The organism is Pseudomonas sp. TNT2022 ID1044, from assembly GCF_028656895.1.
In the GTDB taxonomy this organism is placed as follows: Bacteria; Pseudomonadota; Gammaproteobacteria; order Pseudomonadales; family Pseudomonadaceae; genus Aquipseudomonas; species Aquipseudomonas reinekei.
This window is the reverse complement of record NZ_JAMDHB010000004.1, coordinates 346,579-364,938: the sequence shown is the minus strand read 5'-3', so window position 1 is coordinate 364,938 and position 18,360 is coordinate 346,579. Positions and strand designations below refer to the sequence as shown.

Here is an 18,360-nt window from a genome sequence, read left to right as displayed (position 1 = left end):
TTTCACAATGCCGTGAAATCTATCGCCTGATACAAATCGGCGCCAATGCCGGCAAAACTCAGCATGGCTGGAAGCTGTGCGGCAAAACCCTGGAAACTATGGTCACCGCCGGCCTGGATACGCAAGGCACAGGCCCGGTAATACTGCTGCGCCAGGCGATAGTCCAGCGTTTCATCACCCGTCTGCAACCACACTTGATACCGCTGCGGGTCCTGAGGTGCCGGCACTTCCAGCTCGGCCAGGGCCGTTACGTGGTCGAGGGTCAATTCCCAGGTCTCATCGGTATACAGGTTTTTCTGCGTCCCCAGGAATCCGTCGAACATCCGGTGCGGACTGACGGCAGGGTTGATCAGCAGGGCTTTCAGGCCATGGCGCTCAGCCAGGTGAGTCGCATAGTAGCCGCCGAGTGAGCTGCCGACCAGCAGTGGCCGTCCGAGCGCTTCAATCGCCTGTTCGAGCTGACCGATGGCTTCGCGGGGATGGTGATGCAGGGCGGGTACGCGCAATTTTTCGCTCAAACCCAGGCGGTCCATCACGTCGATCAACTGGTACGCCTTCTTTGACGACGGCGAACTGTTGAAACCGTGGATATAGAGGATCGAACCGGACATTTGAACTCCCTGCGCGTCGGGTAAAGAAGCGGAGTTTACAGGGAGACTGGGGAATGGGGGATATCCGTGGAATTCACGTCGCCTGAGCGGACGCCATCGCGAGCAAGCTTGCACACAGGGGATTTGTGAACGCCTCGAATCCCTGTGGGAGCGAGCCTGCTCGCGATGGCCGCGCTTCGGTATGTGGAGACGACAAACAACTCAGTAGCCGTCGGAGCCGTAATCGACCTGAAAGTCGAAGCCCGTCACGCGCTCTACCCCGGTGTCCAGCTGGCCATCCGGCAACAGCCGCAACCATCGGTACCCCGGCGCCTGCTCGCCAACCTTGAAGTCCTCGCTGCCTGGCTCGAACTGAATGCAGGTCGACGGCGAGGCGATCAGACGCACGTTGTTACGCAATTGATCGATTTCCTGATGCACATGCCCCCACAGCACGGCACGCACTTGTGGAAAACGATCGAGCACTTCAAAAAACGCTTCGGGATTGCGCAAGCCTATCGGCTCCATCCACGCACAACCAATGGATACCGGATGATGGTGAAAGCACACCAGATGATGGCGTTCCGGCGCCTCGCTCAGCGCGCGGGCCAGCAACTGCAATTGGTCGTCCTGCAGAAAGCCCGGCACCGAGCCCGGCACCGCCGAATCCAGCAGCGTGACCCGCCAGTTACCGATATCCACCACCGGCTCCAGCAAGGCGCTTTGCACCGCGGCCTTGGCCATGCTCTGCGGTTCGTCGTGGTTGCCAGGAATCCAGCGCGCCGGCGCATCGAGCTGTCGGGTCAGATCGCGAAATTGCTGATATGACTCCAGCGTGCCGTCCTGGGACAGGTCGCCGGTGGCCAGGATCAGATCGATCTGCGGCTGTTGCGCCTGCACCAGCTCAATGACTTTTTGCAGGCTGTCGCGGGTGTTCATGCCCAGTAGCGTACTGTCCGCCTCGGCGAACAGATGGCTGTCGGAAATTTGTACCAGCAGTGCCGGCTCGGCGGAGCTCAAGGTGGATACGCTCGGCAAGGTGTTCTCCCAGGGCGTGATCACGGGATTGGATGATTGGCGCAATTATGCTGGGGGACGATCGAAAGAAGAAACCTGTGAACCTGACGCAGTTCACAACTGCGACGGAAGTTAACGTACCACTTCGTACTCATGCCCCAATGCCAGGCAATGGCTCAGCCACTCGCCCAGAAACATATTCAGCTGGGCCTTTTCGTCAGGCTGGTGCATCGAGGCATTCGGGTAAGGATAGATGCCGCGAAAGCGTCGCGCATGTTCGGCGCTGACCACTTCGGCCATGCAGGCGTCATGATAGACCTGCACTTCCAGTTGCGGCACCGGCAGCCACGGCAGGCTGTGTTCCTGACGCACTTGCAGGGTGGTGGTGTAAGGACAGACCTGCAGCACCTCCAGCGCCAGCACGCCGAGCATCTGGTCGCCGTGGGTCACGGCGATGCGCCGCGCGGCGGGCTCGCTGCGCATGTCCGGCAACAGTCGCATCAAGCGCGCGTAGTTCGCCTCGCAGGACGCTTGCAGCCCCACGAGGTCCACCCGATAGCGATCGCGCAGCTTGTTTACGACCATAACCCCCTCACTTCAATGCGGTTCAAAGCCAACCATTGCAAGGCAATGATGCTTGGCGCATTGGCAATACGTCCGTCACGTACGGCTTGCAGGGCATCTTCAAAGGCCCACACCGTAACGCGGATATCTTCTGCCTCTTCCTCCAGCCCATGCAGGCCGCCAACTCCGGTGGTGTCGCAACGCCCCAGGTACAAATGCACGAATTCGTTGCTGCCGCCCGGCGATGGAAAATATTTGGTCATCGGCCAGAGCGCCCTGATTTCAAGCCCAGCTTCCTCCTGCGCTTCGCGGTGAGCAACTTCTTCCGGTTGTTCATCCTTGTCGATCAGACCGGCAACCAGTTCTACCAGCCACGGATTGTCGGTCTTGCCCATGGCGCCGACACGAAACTGCTCGATCAGTACCACCTCGTCACGCTGTGGATCGTACGGCAGCATGCACACCGCATCATGACGAACGAACAGTTCACGGCTGATTTCGCGGCTCATGCCGCCGGCGAACAATTCGTGGCGCAAGTGCACGCGATCAAGCTTGTAGAAGCCTTCGAAGCACTTTTCGCGCCGAACGATCTCTACGGCGGTCGGAATGGCGTTGGCAAAATCCGTCATGACTATCCTCTTACTTCAAACCGATACGAGCCTCCATATCCTGGAACCTCGACTTCGCGCCATCCTAACGCGCCCGTGAGGTTTGATGCAGCCCCTTTCCCGTCAGCGGGATAGACGGTGAGGGCGAAACCCACTCTAATTAGCTTAGTGGCGAACTGACTGCTCCGTTGATAGTCGAAGCGGGTAACTTTTTGCCTTTCCCTGATTTATGAAGGACACCCATGTCGCTTTTTAAAATCGCCTCCGTGGCCGCCGTCGCCCTGACCCTGGGCGCCTGCCAGAGTTTGTTCCAGCCCAATTATCGCGCGCCGCTGGAAACAACCCGCGACGCCACCGAACAGCTCCAGCCGGGTTGCAAGGATCAGGATTGCCCACTGGTAAACATCGACACTCTGCATTTTCCTGCCGAGCCCGCGCTGGACGGCATCATCGAAAAACGCCTGCTGCAAATGACCCGCACCTCGCCCGACGCCCCGGTGGCGCCGACGCTGGCGGCTTACCGCGAGCAGTTCTTGCGTACCGCCGGTCCGCGCAACAGCAGCTACCTGCAAGCGAAAGTACGCGAGCAGCATGACGGCTTGGTGATCATCGAATTGTCCAGCTACCTGGACACAGGCGGTGCCCATGGCACGCCGGGTCGTGGCTTCATCAACTATTCCCGCCAGCAGCATAAGGTACTGACGCTGTCGGACATGCTGGTGCCGGGACAGGAAGACGCCTTCTGGAAAGCCGCGCAGGTGGCGCACAACAGCTGGTTGATCAGCACCAAGCTCGATCAGGAACCGGAGTTCGTCAAGAGCTGGCCGTTCCAGAAGACCCAGAACGTGGCGCTGACCTACGGCGGGGTGATCCTCAAATACGAAACCAGCAGCATCGCGCCTTACGCGCTGGGCCATGTCGAACTGAAGATCCCCTACCCTCGCCTGAACGGCATCCTCAAGCCCGAGCTGTTTCCCGGCCGTAGCTGAAGGCCCGGCCCAGCACCAGCTGCAGCAGCCCTGCCACTACCAGCGCCGGCAGGGTTGCGCCGATATCCGGATAGAGATTGGCCAGCAGATGATAAGTGCTGACCCCGCCCAGCCAGGCGAGCAGCGCCGGCCAGCGCAAGGCGGCTGACGCCACCTGGCCGCTGCGTTTGCGCAGGATGAAGTGATCCACCAGCACCACGCCGAACAACGGCGCAAACACCGAGCCGATCAGCAGCAGGAAATTCTGGTACTGAGCCAATGGCGCCAGCAAGGCGATCAAGGTGCAGACGACGCCAATGGCCAACGCCAGGTGCTCGACTTTCAAGCGCAGCAGAATCCCGCTCGACACCGCCGCCGAGTGAATATCGGCAAAGGCGTTTTCCGATTCGTCCAGCAGAATCAGCAGCAGCGGAATCCCCAGGCCGGCACCGGCCAGCGCCAACAGCAAGGCATTGACCTCACCGCTCGGCGCGAACGCCAGGGTATAAGCCACGCCCAGGCTCATCAGCCAGAAATTACCGATGAAGAAACCGATGGCAGTGCCACCGAAAACGTTTTTCGCCCGCTTGCCGAAACGCGAGTAGTCGGCAATCAGCGGCAGCCACGACAGCGGCATGGCGATGGCAATGTCGAAGCCCACGGCGAACGGCATCGAGCCATCGCCGGCCTGCGTCCAAAGCGCGGCCAGGTCCGCTTTGGCGAACAGGTTCCAGGTCAGCCAGATGCACGCCGCCAACAGCAGCCAGATGCCCCACTTACGCAGGATCTGGCGTACGAAGGTCAACGGCCCGCTGACCGCGAGCAAGGTTGCCAGGGCGCCGAAAAACAGCGTCCACAGGATCGGATTGGACATCAGGCTGCCTTCGCTGAAAGCCTTTGCGCCCAACAGGCTGGCAGCATCGCGCATGACGATGATTTCGAACGAACCCCAACCGATCAGTTGCAGCAGGTTCAGCACCGCCGGCAGGCTCGCGCCTTTGGCACCGAGGCTGAGTTTGAGCGCGGCCATCGATGACAGGCCGGTGTCGCTGCCGATCACGCCGACCGCCGCCAGCAGCAGAACGCCGACCAGCGTGCCCAGGAAAATTGCCAGCAACGAGCCGGACAGGCCCAGGCCCGGCGCGAGCAGTGCACCGGTCTGCAGAACCATCAGGCCGATGCCGAGGGAGAACCACAGGGAAAACAGATCGCGACCGCCGAAGACACGTTTGTCGATCGGCACCGCGAGATCAGGTGAGTAAGTGCTGGGTTGAATGCTCAAGGGTGTTATCTCAGAGGGACATTTGTTGTTGTGGTCTTCGCGGTCCTGCAGGAGCTGGCTTGCCAGCGATCAAAGGCGACGCGGTGCATCAGATGCACCGCCATCGCCAGCAAGCCGGCTCCCGCAGTGGGCATCAAACTTTCTGGTAAAGCTGACTGCCTTCCTGTTTGAAGCGCTCAGCCTGTTCCGCCATGCCTTGGGCGACGTCCACGTCCACCGCTTCGATCCGCTGGTTGGCCGCATACTCGCGGACTTCCTGGGTGATTTTCATCGAGCAGAACTTCGGCCCGCACATCGAGCAGAAATGCGCGACCTTGGCCGAATCCTTCGGCAGGGTTTCATCGTGATACGAGCGAGCGGTGTCCGGATCGAGACCCAGGTTGAACTGGTCTTCCCAACGGAATTCGAAGCGCGCCTTGCTCAAGGCGTTGTCACGAATCTGCGCGCCCGGATGCCCCTTCGCAAGGTCGGCGGCATGAGCGGCGATCTTGTAGGTGATGATCCCGGTCTTCACGTCATCCTTGTTCGGCAAGCCCAAGTGTTCCTTCGGCGTCACGTAGCAGAGCATGGCGCAACCGAACCAGCCGATCATCGCCGCCCCGATACCCGAGGTGATGTGGTCGTAGCCCGGTGCGATATCGGTGGTCAGCGGGCCGAGGGTGTAGAACGGCGCCTCGTCGCAGCACTCGAGCTGCTTGTCCATGTTCTCTTTGATCAACTGCATCGGCACGTGGCCCGGGCCTTCGATCATGCACTGCACGTCGTGCTTCCAGGCAATCTTGGTCAGCTCGCCGAGGGTCTCCAGTTCGCCGAACTGCGCTTCATCGTTGGCATCGGCAATCGAGCCCGGACGCAGGCCATCGCCCAGCGAGAAGCTGACGTCGTAGGCCTTCATGATTTCGCAGATGTCTTCGAAATGGGTGTAGAGGAAGTTTTCTTTGTGGTGCGCCAGGCACCACTTGGCCATGATCGAACCGCCACGGGAAACGATGCCGGTCACGCGCTTGGCGGTCATCGGCACATAGCGCAACAGCACGCCGGCGTGGATGGTGAAGTAGTCGACGCCCTGCTCCGCCTGCTCGATCAGCGTGTCGCGGAACAGCTCCCAGGTCAGGTCTTCGGCGACGCCGCCGACTTTTTCCAGGGCCTGGTAAATCGGCACGGTACCGATCGGCACCGGTGAGTTGCGGATGATCCACTCGCGGGTTTCGTGGATGTGCTTGCCGGTGGACAGGTCCATGACCGTGTCCGAACCCCAGCGAATGCCCCACGTCAGTTTCGCCACTTCTTCTTCAATGGACGAACCCAGGGCGCTGTTGCCGATGTTGCCGTTGATCTTCACCAGGAAGTTACGGCCAATGATCATCGGTTCCAGTTCGGTGTGGTTGATGTTGGCCGGAATGATCGCGCGGCCACGGGCGATTTCGTCACGGACAAATTCGGGGGTAATGACTTTCGGCACGCTGGCGCCGAAGCTGTGGCCGGCGTGTTGCTGGTCCAGCAGGCCGGCGGCGCGAGCTACTTCCAGCTTCATGTTTTCGCGGATGGCAACGTATTCCATCTCGGCGGTGATGATGCCTTGGCGCGCGTAGTGCATCTGGCTGACGTTGGCGCCTGGTTTGGCACGACGTGGATTGTTGACATGGGCGAAACGCAGTTTGGTCAACTCGGGATCGGCGAGACGTTCCTGGCCGAAATTCGAGCTCAGGCCAGCGAGACGTTCGGTGTCGCCACGGGCTTCGATCCACGGCGAACGCACGTCGCCCAGGCCTTTGCGCACGTCGATGATGACGTTGGGATCGGTGTACGGGCCTGAAGTGTCATACACCACGACCGGTGCGTTGACCTCGCCGCCGAAGTCGGTTGGCGTCACATCGAGGCTGATTTCACGCATCGGCACGAGAATGTCCGGGCGAGTGCCCTGGACGTAAATTTTTTGCGAGCGGGTAAACGGCTGCACCGACTGCTGATCGACCTTGGCCGAGTCACTCAGGTTGGTGGCGATTTTTGCTTTTGTAGTCATCACGGGCTCTCCAGACACTCATCCAGGCAGTGGATTTTTGTCGGAGCGAACCTGTAAACGAATGGACGCACGTGCGCTGGGAAATCCAGCTGTGCTGTGCTCAGTGCTCGAGGGGTGTTCGATTGTCGAACAACATCCCGGACGAAGCACAAGAGGACTCGCCGGGTGACGAGAAATCTTGTTCCCTACGCAGGCGCTAACCTGATCAGGTTCAACGGGATCCGAAATTATTCGATCTCAGCCTCATAGCAAGGCACCCCGACAAGAACCCGGCCAGTCTAGACACAACTGACAAAGAACGCCAACACCGCTGTAAACACCATGATGAATGGCGCAATTACAAGGGCAGGCAGGATTGTTGCCGCTCGAATGCACAACTACACTCGCTACGCCGAGCTGCGCATTGACGCTGCACCTGTAGCGCCTTAGCCTTGGCGTTCAAATTACTTGTGTAATATTTCTACTAGGGATCGCCTATGCTGCGCAAACTCTCACTGGCCGTTGCCGTGTCATGTGCGTCCAATGGAATGGCCTGGGCAGCAGAAGCGCCCTTGTCGACAAAGAACGATCTGGTCAGCGTCTATCAGGAGGCGGTGGACAACAACGCCGACCTTGCGGCTGCCATCGCTCAATATGGCGCCCAGAAAGAAGTCGTGCCCCAGGCCCGCGCCGGGCTGCTGCCGAATCTGTCGGGCGGCGCGGATGTTTCCAGTGTCCGCACCTCGATCGATCAGCCGTCGGCCACGGCCAACCGCAATGCCCACTCCTACCAGGCCACCCTGGCGCAGCCGCTGTTCCGTGCCGATCGCTGGTTCCAGTTCCAGGCCGCCAAGGACGTCAACGAACAGGCCGCCCTGCAACTCTCGGCGACCGAGCAAAACCTGATCCTGCAAACCGCCGACAGTTACTTCAACGTGTTGCGCAGCCAGGACAACCTGGCTTCGACCAAGGCCGAAGAAGCCGCATTCAAGCGCCAGCTGGACCAATCCAACGAACGCTTCGATGTCGGCCTTTCGGACAAGACCGACGTGCTGAACTCACAGGCCAGCTACGACACCGCACGCGCCAACCGCATCGTTGCCCAGCGCCAGGTGGATGATGCGTTCGAAGCCCTGGTGACCCTGACCAACCGTCAGTACAACGCCATCTGGGGCATTTCCCATAACTTGCCGATCCTGCCGCCAGTGCCGAACGATGCCAAGGCATGGGTCGAAACCGCCGCCAGACAGAACCTCAATCTGCTGGCCAGCAACTACGCCGTCAGCGCCGCCGAGCAGACCCTCAAGCAACGCAAGGCCGGCCATGCGCCGACCGTCGACGCCGTGGCCCGATACGAAAAGGGCGACAACGACGCCCTGGGTTTCAGCAACCCCAACGCCTTTGGCCAGCCGTACAAGGGTGATGTCGAGCAATCCACGATCGGCCTGCAACTGAACATCCCGATCTACAGCGGCGGGTTGATCAACTCTCAGGTCCGTCAGTCGTACGCACAACTGGACCAGACCGAACAACAGCGCGAATCCCTGCGCCGGCAAATCGTCGAAAACACCCGCGACCTGCATCGTGCGGTGAACACCGATGTCGAGCAGGTACAGGCACGCAAACAGTCGATCATCTCCAACCAGAGCGCGGTGGAAGCGACCGAAATCGGTTATCAGGTCGGGACGCGAAACATCGTCGACGTGCTCGATGCGCAACGCCAGCTGTACACCTCGGTGCGCGACTACAACAACACCCGCTACGACTACATCCTCGACAACCTGCGCCTCAAGCAACAGGCCGGTACGTTGAACCCGGGGGATTTGCAGGACCTGGCTCGCTGGCTGAAAGCCGACTACAACCCGGACAAGGACTTCCTGCCACCGGATCTGGCCAAGGCTGCGGCTGAGCAGTTGAAGGCAAGACCGGGTCAGTAAAAGTTCAAGATCGCAGCCTGCGGCCGCTCCTTCAGGGGAACGCAAATCCTGTAGGGGCCGGCTTGCTGGCGATAGCGGTTTCAAGGACGCCATCGCCAGCAAGCCGATACCCACCCATTAACGGTCGATCAACCGGCCCAGCCCATCCAGCAACCGCTGCAACGCACCCTGATTGCGGCGCATTACCTTCAAGCCCGCCTCCGCCATCCGCTGCGCATCCCGCGGCAGTTCGAACAGCCGCTGCACCGCCAGCGCCAGCCCTTCGGCATCCTCCACTTCCTGCAACGCCCCGGCGCTGCGTAACTGCGCGGCGATCTCGAGGAAGTTGAACAGATGCGGACCGCTCAATACCGGTTTGGCCAGGGCCGCCGGCTCCAGCAGGTTATGCCCGCCGTTCGGCACCAGGCTGCCGCCGACAAATGCACTGTCGGCCAGGGCATAGAGAAACAGCAGTTCGCCCATGGTGTCGCCGAGCAGCACCGACGTGGCAGCGGTGACCGGCTCGCCGCTGGAACGCCGCACCGTGGCAAACCCTTGCTGCTGGCACAACCCGTAGACCGAATTGAATCGCTCCGGGTGACGCGGCACCAGAATCAGCAACGCATCAGGGTGATTGGCCAGTAACCGACGATGCGCCGCCAGCACCACTTCATCTTCGCCGTCATGGGTACTGGCGGCGATCCACACCGGGCGTTCCTGCGCCTGCCACTGACCACGCAACTCGCTGGCGCGCTGCAACAGTTGCGGGTCGATGGTCAGGTCGAATTTGATCGAACCCGTGACTTCGATGGTTTCGGATCGAGCGCCCAGATCACGGAAGCGCTGGGCCTCGGCTTCGGTCTGCACGGCGAACAGGCTCATCTCGGCGAGCATCGGCCCGGTCAATTTACCGAAGCGGCCGTAGCCCCTGGCGGATCGTTCGGACAATCGCGCATTGGCCAGCGCCACGGGAATCCCGCGCCTGGCACATTGATGAATGTGGTTGGGCCACAATTCCGTCTCCATGATCACCGCCAGTTTTGGCCGGACCCGATCAAGGAAGCGTTTTGCAGCGCACGGCAAGTCATAAGGCAAATAGCAGTGCTGGATGCGCGGCTCATTGGCAAACAACGCCTGGATGCGCTCCGAACCGGTCGGCGTCATGCAGGTCACGGTGATCGGCAGGTCTGGATAACGTTGCAGCAAGGCGCGAATCATCGGCGCGGCAGCGATGCTCTCGCCTACCGACACCGCGTGCACCCAGATGCCGCCCGGCTTCATCGCCGGCATTGCGCAGGAGAAACGCTCGCCGATGCGCTTGGCATAGGCCGGCGCCTTGCGCGCGCGAAGCCACAGCCGAATCGCTACCAATGGCAGCCCCAGATAAAACAGCGCGGTGTAGAAAGTTCTATTCATGGCGGCGGAGTTTATCGGCTTTTTTCGCCGATCGCCTGCAAGTGCACGGCAAAACGTTCGGCGAGCCAGCGCGCCGCCGGACCGAGGGGTTCGTCGCGGCGCCAGACCAGCTCCACCACCAGTGCCGGTGGCGTCCACTCGCTGACCAGTTCAACCATCTGATTCTGATACGTCGGGTACTGCACCACATGGCGCGGCAGCCAGGCCCAACCGAGACCGCGCACCAGCCATTCGGCCATCACGTAGAAACTGTCGGCTCGCCAGACTTGCGGGCTGGCCGGCTCGCTGCCGGGGTAGATGCTGGACTCGGTCGACATCAACAACTGACGGTGCTGCGCCAATTGCTGGCAATCCACCACGCCCTTGGCCGCCAGCGGATGACCCTTGCCACACACCGTGACCATTTCAACGCTGCCCAGCACCCGGCGCTCAAGCGCCTCGGGGATCTGGTCATGAAAGAACAACAACCCCAGATCGGCCCGCCGCTCCACCAGCTTGCGCGCCACATCGCCCTGGGCGGCGCTGGTCAATTGCACCTCGACACTGGGGAATTTTTCCGCCAGGGCCGCGAAGCTTTCGATGATCGGCTGGTAAGGCATTGCCTCGTCCTGGGCCACCCGCAAACGGGCCTCCTGCCCGCGCATCATCGCCAGCGCCCGACCATTGAGCCGTTCGCACTGGCGCAGCACTTCGCGGGCCTCTTCCAGCAACGCGGTGCCGGCCTCGGTGAGTGTCGGCTGACGCCCGCTACTGCGGTCGAACAGACTGACGCCCAGGTCTTCCTCCAGCAGTGCAATCGAACTGCTGACCGCCGATTGCGCCTTGCGCTGATCCCGCGCCACGGCGGAAAACGATCGCTGCTCCGCTACGCTGACAAACAGGCGCAACTGCTCCAGATCCCATTGGGTGTTCATGCTCAACCTATCTCCCATGCAGATAGGTAATGACTTTACCGCATCTGGGTAATCACTAGAATGCCGACCTCAGAAAGCAACACTTCACACGAGGATTGAACCATGACCGCTTACTACTACCTGGCCATCGCCATCTGCGCCGAAGTGATTGCCACTGTTTCGATGAAAGCGGTCAAAGGCTTCAGCACGCCGTTGCCACTGCTGCTGGTCATCGTCGGCTACGGTATCGCCTTCTGGATGCTGACCCTGGTGGTGCGCAGCGTTCCCGTGGGTGTCGCTTACGCCGTGTGGGCCGGCATGGGCATCGTGATGGTCAGTGTGGCGGCGCTGTTTATCTATGGGCAAAAGCTCGATGTGCCGGCGATGCTGGGCATGGCGTTGATTGTGCTGGGTGTCGTTGTCATCCAGCTGTTCTCCAAAACCGCCGGGCACTGACACACTCTGTAGGAGCCGGCTTGCCGGCGATGGCGGTGTATCTGATGCACCGCTATCGCCAGCAAGCCGGCTCCTGCAGGTCACCCGCAACAGATCCTGAAGATGCCTTGTATACTGCGCCCTCGTCTTGAACACTGAGGTCGCCGAATGCCATCCGTTATTTCCACCGACGTTCTGATTGTCGGCGCTGGTGTCGCCGGCCTCTGGCTGAATGCGCGCCTGCGCCGCCAGGGTTTTTCGACCGTGCTGGTGGAAAGCGCCACCCTCGGTGGCGGGCAGAGCGTGAAGTCCCAGGGCATCATCCACGGCGGCGCCAAGTACGCACTGCATGGCGCGCTGACCGGAGCCTCCGAAGCCATTGCCGATATGCCGCGTCGCTGGCGCGAAGCGCTGGCCGGTGACGGCGAGCTGGACCTGTCCGGCGTGCGCCTGTTGTCCGAAGCCCACTATCTCTGGTCCCCAGGCACGATCGCGGGCAACCTCACCAGTTTCTTCGCCAGCAAAGCCGTGCGCGGCCGAGTCGATCAGGTCAAGGGCGATCAACTGCCACCGGCCCTGCAAGACAAACGTTTCAAAGGCAAAGTCTATCGCCTGGCCGAATTGGTCATCGACGTGCCGAGCCTGATCCAGCGCCTGGCCGATCTGGCAGGCGATGGCCTGCTCGCCGGCCAGAAAATCGAACCGTTGCTGGAAGGCGGCGTGCTGGTCGGCCTGAAAGTGGACGAACGCGAGATCCGCGCGCAACGCATCGTCTTGAGCGCTGGCGGCGGGACCGCTGCGCTGCTCGAAACATTGGGGTTGAGCCAACCGGCCATGCAACGTCGCCCGCTGCACATGATCATCGCCAAAGGACCGAGCCTTAAACCGCTCTACGCCCACTGCCTGGGTGGCGGCACCAAACCGCGCATTACCGTGACCACGCATCCGGCTGCCGATGGCCAGTGGGTCTGGTACATGGGTGGCGATATCGCCGAAAGCGAAGGCGTGGCCCGCGAGCCCGCCGAACAGATCGCCACCGCGCAAAAAGAAATCGGCCAGTTGTTGCCCTGGATCGACCTGAGCACGGTGCAATGGGCAACCTTGCGCGTGGATCGCGCCGAACCCTTGCAATCAGGCCTGACCCGCCCCGACAACGCATTCCTCGCCGAGGAAGGTCGACTGCTGGTCGGCTGGCCTACCAAGCTGGCATTGGCGCCTGACTTTGCCGACCGGGTGATCGACAGCCTTGCCCGCGACGGCATTCAACCGGGTCCGGTATCGGCGTTGCCGTCGCTGCCAAAACCACCGATGGGCGTTCCGGCCTGGGAGCAACTTCTGCCATGAGCCAGCCCACCCTGCACGACTTGCATCGCCCGCTGGGCAGCACCGGCCTGCTGGTTTCGCCGCTGGGCCTGGGCACGGTGAAACTCGGCCGTGACCAAGGGGTGAAGTATCCCAGTGGCTTCCAGATTCCCGATGACGACGAAGCGCGGATGCTGCTCAAATTGGCCCGCGACCTTGGCATCAATCTGATCGACACGGCCCCCGCCTATGGCCGCAGCGAAGAACGCCTCGGCCCACTCCTGCGCGGCCAGCGTCAGGACTGGGTAATCGTCAGCAAGGTTGGCGAAGAGTTTGCCGACGGGCAATCGCGCCACGACTTCAGCGCTGCGCATACCCGGCTCTCCGTGGAGCGCAGCCTGCAACGCCTGGAAACAGACTTCATCGACCTGGTGCTGGTGCACTCCGATGGCAACGATCTAGCGATCCTCGACGATAGCGAAGTCTACGCAACCCTCGCCGCGCTCAAGGCCGAGGGCAAGATTCGCGGGTTCGGCTTTTCCGGCAAAACCGTCGAGGGTGGCTTGAAGGCTCTGGAACAAGGTGACTGCGCGATGGTCACTTACAATCTGAACGAACAAACCGAAAAAGCCGTGATTGACTATGCTGCTGCTCACGGCAAAGCCATTCTGGTCAAAAAAGCCCTCGCCAGTGGTCACGTATGCCTGAGTCCCGGGGTGGACCCGGTGCGCGCCAGTTTCGAGTTGTTGTTTGAACATCCGGGGGTGGCCAGTGCTATTGTCGGGACAATCAACCCGCTGCACCTCGCCCATAACGTCGCGACCGTTGCCCAGGTCCTACGTAGCCACTGATGCCGCCCCACGCGGCCAAAAGCAGGAGCCGACATGCCGCGTACGCTCATAAGAAAGAACCCGAGCAACTTCAAGACCCTGCCATTATTCGTCGAAGCGACTCCCGAAGGCCTGAGTTACCAGAGCGTCGGGAGGCCGCTGAATTTCTCCCAGACCTTGCAACGCCGCCGCCCCGTGACCGTCGCCGACACCGAGCGTTTTTCCCTGGAACTGGCCAACCTCGGGGTGTCGGTGCGCCTGACGCTGCATTGGCAGAATCGAGATTACTGGGTACTGGTGCGTCAACGCCGGCAGGATCGCGGGGACGTGGTGCTCAAGCTGATTTCCGGGTACGTGCCGGCCCACGAACTGAACCTGCCGCTGCACACGGCGATCCAGGAGATTGCCGAAGAATGTCTGCTGGAAACCCCGGAAGGCTGGCTCGGCGGGCGCTTCAATGACACCTGGCTGCCAGCGCCCTACTCGTCCGCCCTGCATTACCGCGAAGCCCTGCCGTTTCGCCTGTCGCCGCTGTCCGGCTCGGCACGACCGGTGCGTTGCGCCAACCTGCAGCTGATCGAACGACCACGGGCCTATGTGCACTTGCCGACGGCCTCATTGCAGTTGATCTATGACTTGCGCCTCGACGTGCCCAAGGAGGCCAAGTCCCTGAGCCTGTTCCACGTCGACGAACGGCTCGAAGGCGATCAACTGGTGGCGCGCCTGGATCGCAAACGTCCCGACCTGTATTTGATGCCTTTACAGGACGGTCACCCGATGGCCGAGCTGTATACCTTGAAGAAGGATCAGCTGTACCCGGCGAGCACGCGCGGGCTGTTTCTGGCCGAGAGTTTTGCCCGGCAGGAAGGCTGGCTGGTGCGCGATGAGCGGATTCGCTGGAAGGATTGGGTGAGGCAGCAAGGATTGAACCCGCCGGACAAGGACAGCGGCCTGGCGCGGTTGCGAGGGAAGGCCAAGCTGCTGCTGAAGAAAATCGTGCCACGCAAGGCTGCACGATAGGCTGATCAGGACGCTGTTGTGGCGAGGGCGCTTGCTCCCTCGCCACAATCATCACGCGTCACTCGGACTTGCGGATCTTCTCGACAATCGCGGTCGTGGAGCTGTTTTCCACCAGCCCCAGCACTTTCACGGTACCGCCGTAAGCGGTGACGATGTCCGCGCCGACGACTTGGTCGATCCCGTAATCCCCGCCCTTGACCAGGACGTCCGGCTTGACCTCGCGCAGCAGGTTCTCCGGCGTGCCTTCCGCGAAACTGATCACCCAGTCCACCGCGCCCAAACCGGCCAGTACCGCCATGCGCCGGTCGACACTGTTGATCGGACGACCCGGCCCTTTCAGGCGGCTGACCGACGCATCGTCGTTGACCGCAACGATCAGACGATCGCCTTGCGCCCTTGCCTGCTCCAGGTAGGTCACGTGGCCGGCATGCAGGATGTCGAAGCAACCGTTGGTGAACACGATCTTCTCGTTGTGCGCACGGGCGTCATCGACGGCCAGCAGCAACTGCTCGAGACCCAGCACACCGCGCTCCGAACCTTCTTCACGCTGGATGGCGCGACGCAGTTCCGGTGCACTGATCGCCGCCGTACCCAGTTTGCCGACCACGATGCCCGCCGCCAGGTTGGCCAGGCCCACCGCATGCGGCAGTTCCTCGCCTGCAGCAATCGCCGCCGCCAGGGTAGAAATCACCGTATCACCGGCACCGGTGACGTCGAACACTTCACGGGCGCGGGCCGGCAGGTGCAAGGCCGGATGATCCGGACGCAACAACGTCATGCCGTGTTCGCCACGGGTCACCAGCAACGCGCCGAGGTCGAGGTCGTGCATCAACTGCGCGCCCTTGCTCACCAGCTCGTGCTCATCGGCGCAACCACCGACGATGGTTTCGAATTCGCTGAGGTTCGGCGTGATCAGGCTCGCACCACGGTAGATCGAAAAATCCTTGCCCTTGGGGTCGGCCAGCACCGGAATGCCACGGGCACGGGCGGCCTGGATCAGCACCTGGTGGTTTTTCAGTGCGCCTTTGCCGTAGTCAGACAAGACCAGCACCTTGATGCCTTCGAGCAGTTCGTCGACTTGCACCGACAACGCCAGCGAGTCGGTGGCGAACGGTTCTTCGAAGTCGATACGCAGCAATTGCTGGTGCCGACTCATGACCCGCAGCTTGACGATGGTTGGCTGGTGCGCGATGCGCTGGAACAGCGCCCGCACGCCTGCACCCTTGAGGCTATTGACCAGACTGTCGGCGGCTTCATCGTCGCCGGTCACGCCGACCAGCGAGGCTGGGGCGCCGAGGGCGGCAATGTTCAACGCAACGTTGGCGGCACCGCCGGGGCGGTCCTCGATGTGCTCGACCTTGACTACCGGTACTGGCGCCTCAGGGGAAATCCGTGAGGTACCACCATGCCAGTAACGGTCGAGCATGACATCGCCGACCACCAAGACAGGGGCTTGATCGAATCGCGGCATGGACAACTTCATGGAGCAACCCACATACAAAATGAACAGGGGCGCGATATTAACACAGGGCAGCCGCAGGCTTGTGCGACGGCTGCAACGGATAAATTCGCGAAGACGACTATAGCTGCCGAGAGCAACGAGGCTGCGATCTCTTGAGCTTCGTTAAAAACAAAGTCAAAAGATTGCAGCCTGCGGCAGCTTCTGCAAAAGAGGGTTTCAGGCGATGTCTTCGGCCGGCGCGTCCAGTCCCATCGCGTGCAGGCGCGAGTAATAACCGTTTTGCGCCAGCAATTGAGCGTGGGTGCCGCGCTCGACGATCTGGCCCTGGTCCATCACCAGAATCAGGTCGGCTTTTTCGATCGTCGACAGGCGGTGAGCGATGACCAGCGTGGTGCGACCTTTCATGACCTGGTCCAGCGCCGCCTGAATATGGCGCTCGGATTCGGTGTCGAGGGCCGAGGTGGCCTCGTCGAGGATCAGCAATGGCGCGTTTTTCAACAGTGCCCGCGCGATCGCCAGGCGCTGACGCTGACCGCCAGAGAGCAACACGCCGTTTTCCCCGACCTGGGTATCCAGGCCTTCGGGCATCTGCGAGATGAAGTCCATCGCATAAGCATCGGTGGCAGCCTTTTCAATGTCTTCGCGAGGCGCGCCAGCCAGATCGCCATAAGCGATGTTGTTGGCGATGCTGTCGTTGAACAGAGTCACATGCTGGGTCACTTGGGCCACATGCCGGCGCAGGTTACGCAGGCGATAGTCTTCGATCTCAACGTCATCGAGCAGAATTTCGCCGATGTCGTGATGATAGAAACGCGGAATCAGGCTGGCCAGGGTCGACTTGCCGCTACCGGAACGGCCGACCAGTGCCACCATCTGCCCCGGCGCCGCCGTGAAGCTGATGTTTTTCAGCACTTCACGCTCGGTCCCCGGATACGTGAAGCTGAGGTTACGCACCTCCAGATGACCCTGGACCCGATCACGCTCGACCGTGCCGTTGTCGACTTCAGGCTCGACGTCCAGTTGCTCGAAAATGCTTTCGGCACCGGCGACGCCTTTCTGGATGGTCGAACTGACTTCCGACAACTGGCGAATCGGCTTTGGCAACAGGCCGGCGGCGGTAATGTAGGCCACCAGATCACCGGCAGTGGCATCACCGCGCAGGAACAGCACCAGGAACATCAACACGGCCATGGCGGTGTAGATCACCAGCTGCAGCATCGGCGTGTAGACCGCACCGGTCTTGGTCATGCGCAATTGCTTGTCGGTGTTGCCCTGGCTGGCGGCGGCAAAGCGACGCTCTTCATAGGTCTCGCCGCCGAAGCTGCGCACCACGCGATAGCCCTGAATGGTTTCGGAGGCCACGTGGGTCACATCGCCCATGGCCACCTGAATCTTCTTGCTCTGTTTGCGGAATTTCTTGCTGGTGCTGCTGACCATGATTGCGATCAGCGGCAGGATCGCCAGCATCACCAGGGTCAGTTTCCAGTTCATCCACAGCAGGTAACCGAACAGGAACACCACCGTCAGGCCTTCTCGGATCACCACTTTGATGGCATCGGTGGCGGCACCGGTGACCATGGTCACGTTGAAGGTGATGCGCGAAATCAGGTGCCCGGAGTTATGCGTATCAAAGTAGCGGTTGGGCAGTACCAGCAGCTTGTTGAACAGCTCGACACGCAGGTCATGGACCAGGCCGAGGGACACCTTGGCCAGGTAGTAGTTGCCCAGAAAAGACCCAAGGCCCTGCCACGCGGCAATCAATACGATCAGCAGCGGCACGGCCTGCAACAGCTGCAAATCGCGCAAATAAGGAACAGTGGGGAACAGCACCGCTTCAGGATTGCTCAACCCGTCCACAAAATATTTGAGGATCCCGGCGAGCATTGGCTGAGTCGAGGCGAAAATCACGAAGCCGACAATACTGAGTGCAAACATGCCCCAATACGGGCGTACATACGACAGCAGGCGCAGGTAAATCTTCAAGCTCGACGGCGCAGGCGAATCAGGGCTAGTCATGAGAACCCGTTGTATGAGAAAAGAGCCCGCGAGTGTAAC

16 protein-coding genes and 1 riboswitch are annotated in these 18,360 nt (G+C 61.1%); of the genes, 6 read left to right on the top strand and 10 right to left on the bottom strand.

Features of this window, described 5'->3' with window-relative positions; all coding sequences use genetic code 11:
• Window positions 1–2: 2 nt before the first annotated feature.
• From M5G20_RS07855 to M5G20_RS07840, 4 genes are all read right to left on the bottom strand, one after another.
• Complete coding sequence (locus M5G20_RS07855) at window positions 3–611, bottom strand: YqiA/YcfP family alpha/beta fold hydrolase (protein ID WP_273918655.1); 609 nt, start codon at window positions 609–611, stop codon at window positions 3–5.
• A 201-nt stretch (window positions 612–812) separates the two neighbouring features.
• Complete coding sequence (cpdA, locus tag M5G20_RS07850; protein WP_273918654.1) at window positions 813–1,628, bottom strand: 3',5'-cyclic-AMP phosphodiesterase; 816 nt, start codon at window positions 1,626–1,628, stop codon at window positions 813–815.
• Window positions 1,629–1,739: 111 nt separating this feature from the next.
• The gene (locus M5G20_RS07845; RefSeq protein ID WP_008063540.1) at window positions 1,740–2,192 is read right to left on the bottom strand and encodes a DUF1249 domain-containing protein; all 453 of its coding nucleotides are present in this window, start codon (window positions 2,190–2,192) and stop codon (window positions 1,740–1,742) included.
• A complete protein-coding gene (locus M5G20_RS07840; protein ID WP_273918653.1) occupies window positions 2,183–2,800 on the bottom strand; it encodes an NUDIX domain-containing protein in 618 nt (205 codons plus the stop codon). The genes M5G20_RS07845 and M5G20_RS07840 overlap by 10 nt, the downstream gene beginning before the upstream one ends.
• A 221-nt stretch (window positions 2,801–3,021) precedes the next feature.
• On the opposite strand from M5G20_RS07840, the gene M5G20_RS07835 reads away from it, so the two are divergent.
• Entirely contained in the window at window positions 3,022–3,768 is a 747-nt protein-coding gene (locus tag M5G20_RS07835) for an RsiV family protein (protein ID WP_273918652.1), read from the top strand.
• Here the strand turns inward: M5G20_RS07835 and cytX are convergent.
• Window positions 3,737–5,029, bottom strand: coding sequence for a putative hydroxymethylpyrimidine transporter CytX (cytX, locus tag M5G20_RS07830; protein ID WP_273918651.1), 1,293 nt, complete (start codon window positions 5,027–5,029; stop codon window positions 3,737–3,739). The two genes, M5G20_RS07835 and cytX, sit on opposite strands and share 32 nt — an antisense overlap.
• A 133-nt stretch (window positions 5,030–5,162) precedes the next feature.
• The gene (gene thiC, locus M5G20_RS07825; protein WP_273918650.1) at window positions 5,163–7,052 is read right to left on the bottom strand and encodes a phosphomethylpyrimidine synthase ThiC; all 1,890 of its coding nucleotides are present in this window, start codon (window positions 7,050–7,052) and stop codon (window positions 5,163–5,165) included.
• A gap of 165 nt (window positions 7,053–7,217) precedes the next feature.
• A riboswitch (TPP riboswitch) is annotated at window positions 7,218–7,323 on the bottom strand.
• A 205-nt stretch (window positions 7,324–7,528) separates the two neighbouring features.
• Between thiC and M5G20_RS07820 the strand changes: the two genes are divergently transcribed.
• Window positions 7,529–8,968, top strand: coding sequence for a TolC family outer membrane protein (locus tag M5G20_RS07820; protein WP_075947313.1), 1,440 nt, complete (start codon window positions 7,529–7,531; stop codon window positions 8,966–8,968).
• A gap of 117 nt (window positions 8,969–9,085) precedes the next feature.
• Here M5G20_RS07820 and waaA read toward each other — a convergent pair whose 3' ends face one another.
• Window positions 9,086–10,363 (bottom strand): lipid IV(A) 3-deoxy-D-manno-octulosonic acid transferase, encoded by a 1,278-nt coding sequence (waaA, locus tag M5G20_RS07815; protein WP_273918649.1) that lies wholly within the window; start codon window positions 10,361–10,363, stop codon window positions 9,086–9,088.
• Window positions 10,364–10,374: 11 nt separating this feature from the next.
• Entirely contained in the window at window positions 10,375–11,277 is a 903-nt protein-coding gene (locus M5G20_RS07810; RefSeq protein ID WP_273918648.1) for a LysR family transcriptional regulator, read from the bottom strand.
• Between the two features lie 102 nt (window positions 11,278–11,379).
• Between M5G20_RS07810 and M5G20_RS07805 the strand changes: the two genes are divergently transcribed.
• The 4 genes from M5G20_RS07805 to M5G20_RS07790 all read left to right on the top strand — a co-directional run bounded on the left by M5G20_RS07805 (window position 11,380) and on the right by M5G20_RS07790 (window position 14,843).
• Window positions 11,380–11,712, top strand: coding sequence for a DMT family transporter (locus M5G20_RS07805; RefSeq protein ID WP_008004867.1), 333 nt, complete (start codon window positions 11,380–11,382; stop codon window positions 11,710–11,712).
• 147 nt (window positions 11,713–11,859) lie between these two features.
• A complete protein-coding gene (locus tag M5G20_RS07800) occupies window positions 11,860–13,035 on the top strand; it encodes an NAD(P)/FAD-dependent oxidoreductase (protein WP_273918647.1) in 1,176 nt (391 codons plus the stop codon).
• Window positions 13,032–13,844, top strand: coding sequence for an aldo/keto reductase (locus M5G20_RS07795; RefSeq protein WP_273918646.1), 813 nt, complete (start codon window positions 13,032–13,034; stop codon window positions 13,842–13,844). The genes M5G20_RS07800 and M5G20_RS07795 overlap by 4 nt, the downstream gene beginning before the upstream one ends.
• A gap of 33 nt (window positions 13,845–13,877) precedes the next feature.
• Complete coding sequence (locus M5G20_RS07790) at window positions 13,878–14,843, top strand: metal ABC transporter ATPase (protein ID WP_273918645.1); 966 nt, start codon at window positions 13,878–13,880, stop codon at window positions 14,841–14,843.
• A gap of 58 nt (window positions 14,844–14,901) precedes the next feature.
• Here the strand turns inward: M5G20_RS07790 and hldE are convergent, their stop codons facing one another.
• Window positions 14,902–16,326: a bifunctional D-glycero-beta-D-manno-heptose-7-phosphate kinase/D-glycero-beta-D-manno-heptose 1-phosphate adenylyltransferase HldE gene (gene hldE / locus M5G20_RS07785; RefSeq protein WP_046819873.1), complete on the bottom strand. Its 1,425-nt coding sequence runs from the start codon at window positions 16,324–16,326 to the stop codon at window positions 14,902–14,904.
• Between the two features lie 195 nt (window positions 16,327–16,521).
• On the bottom strand, window positions 16,522–18,321 hold the full coding sequence (gene msbA, locus M5G20_RS07780) for a lipid A export permease/ATP-binding protein MsbA (protein ID WP_273918643.1): 1,800 nt from the start codon (window positions 18,319–18,321) through the stop codon (window positions 16,522–16,524).
• Between the last annotated feature and the right edge of the window lie 39 nt (window positions 18,322–18,360).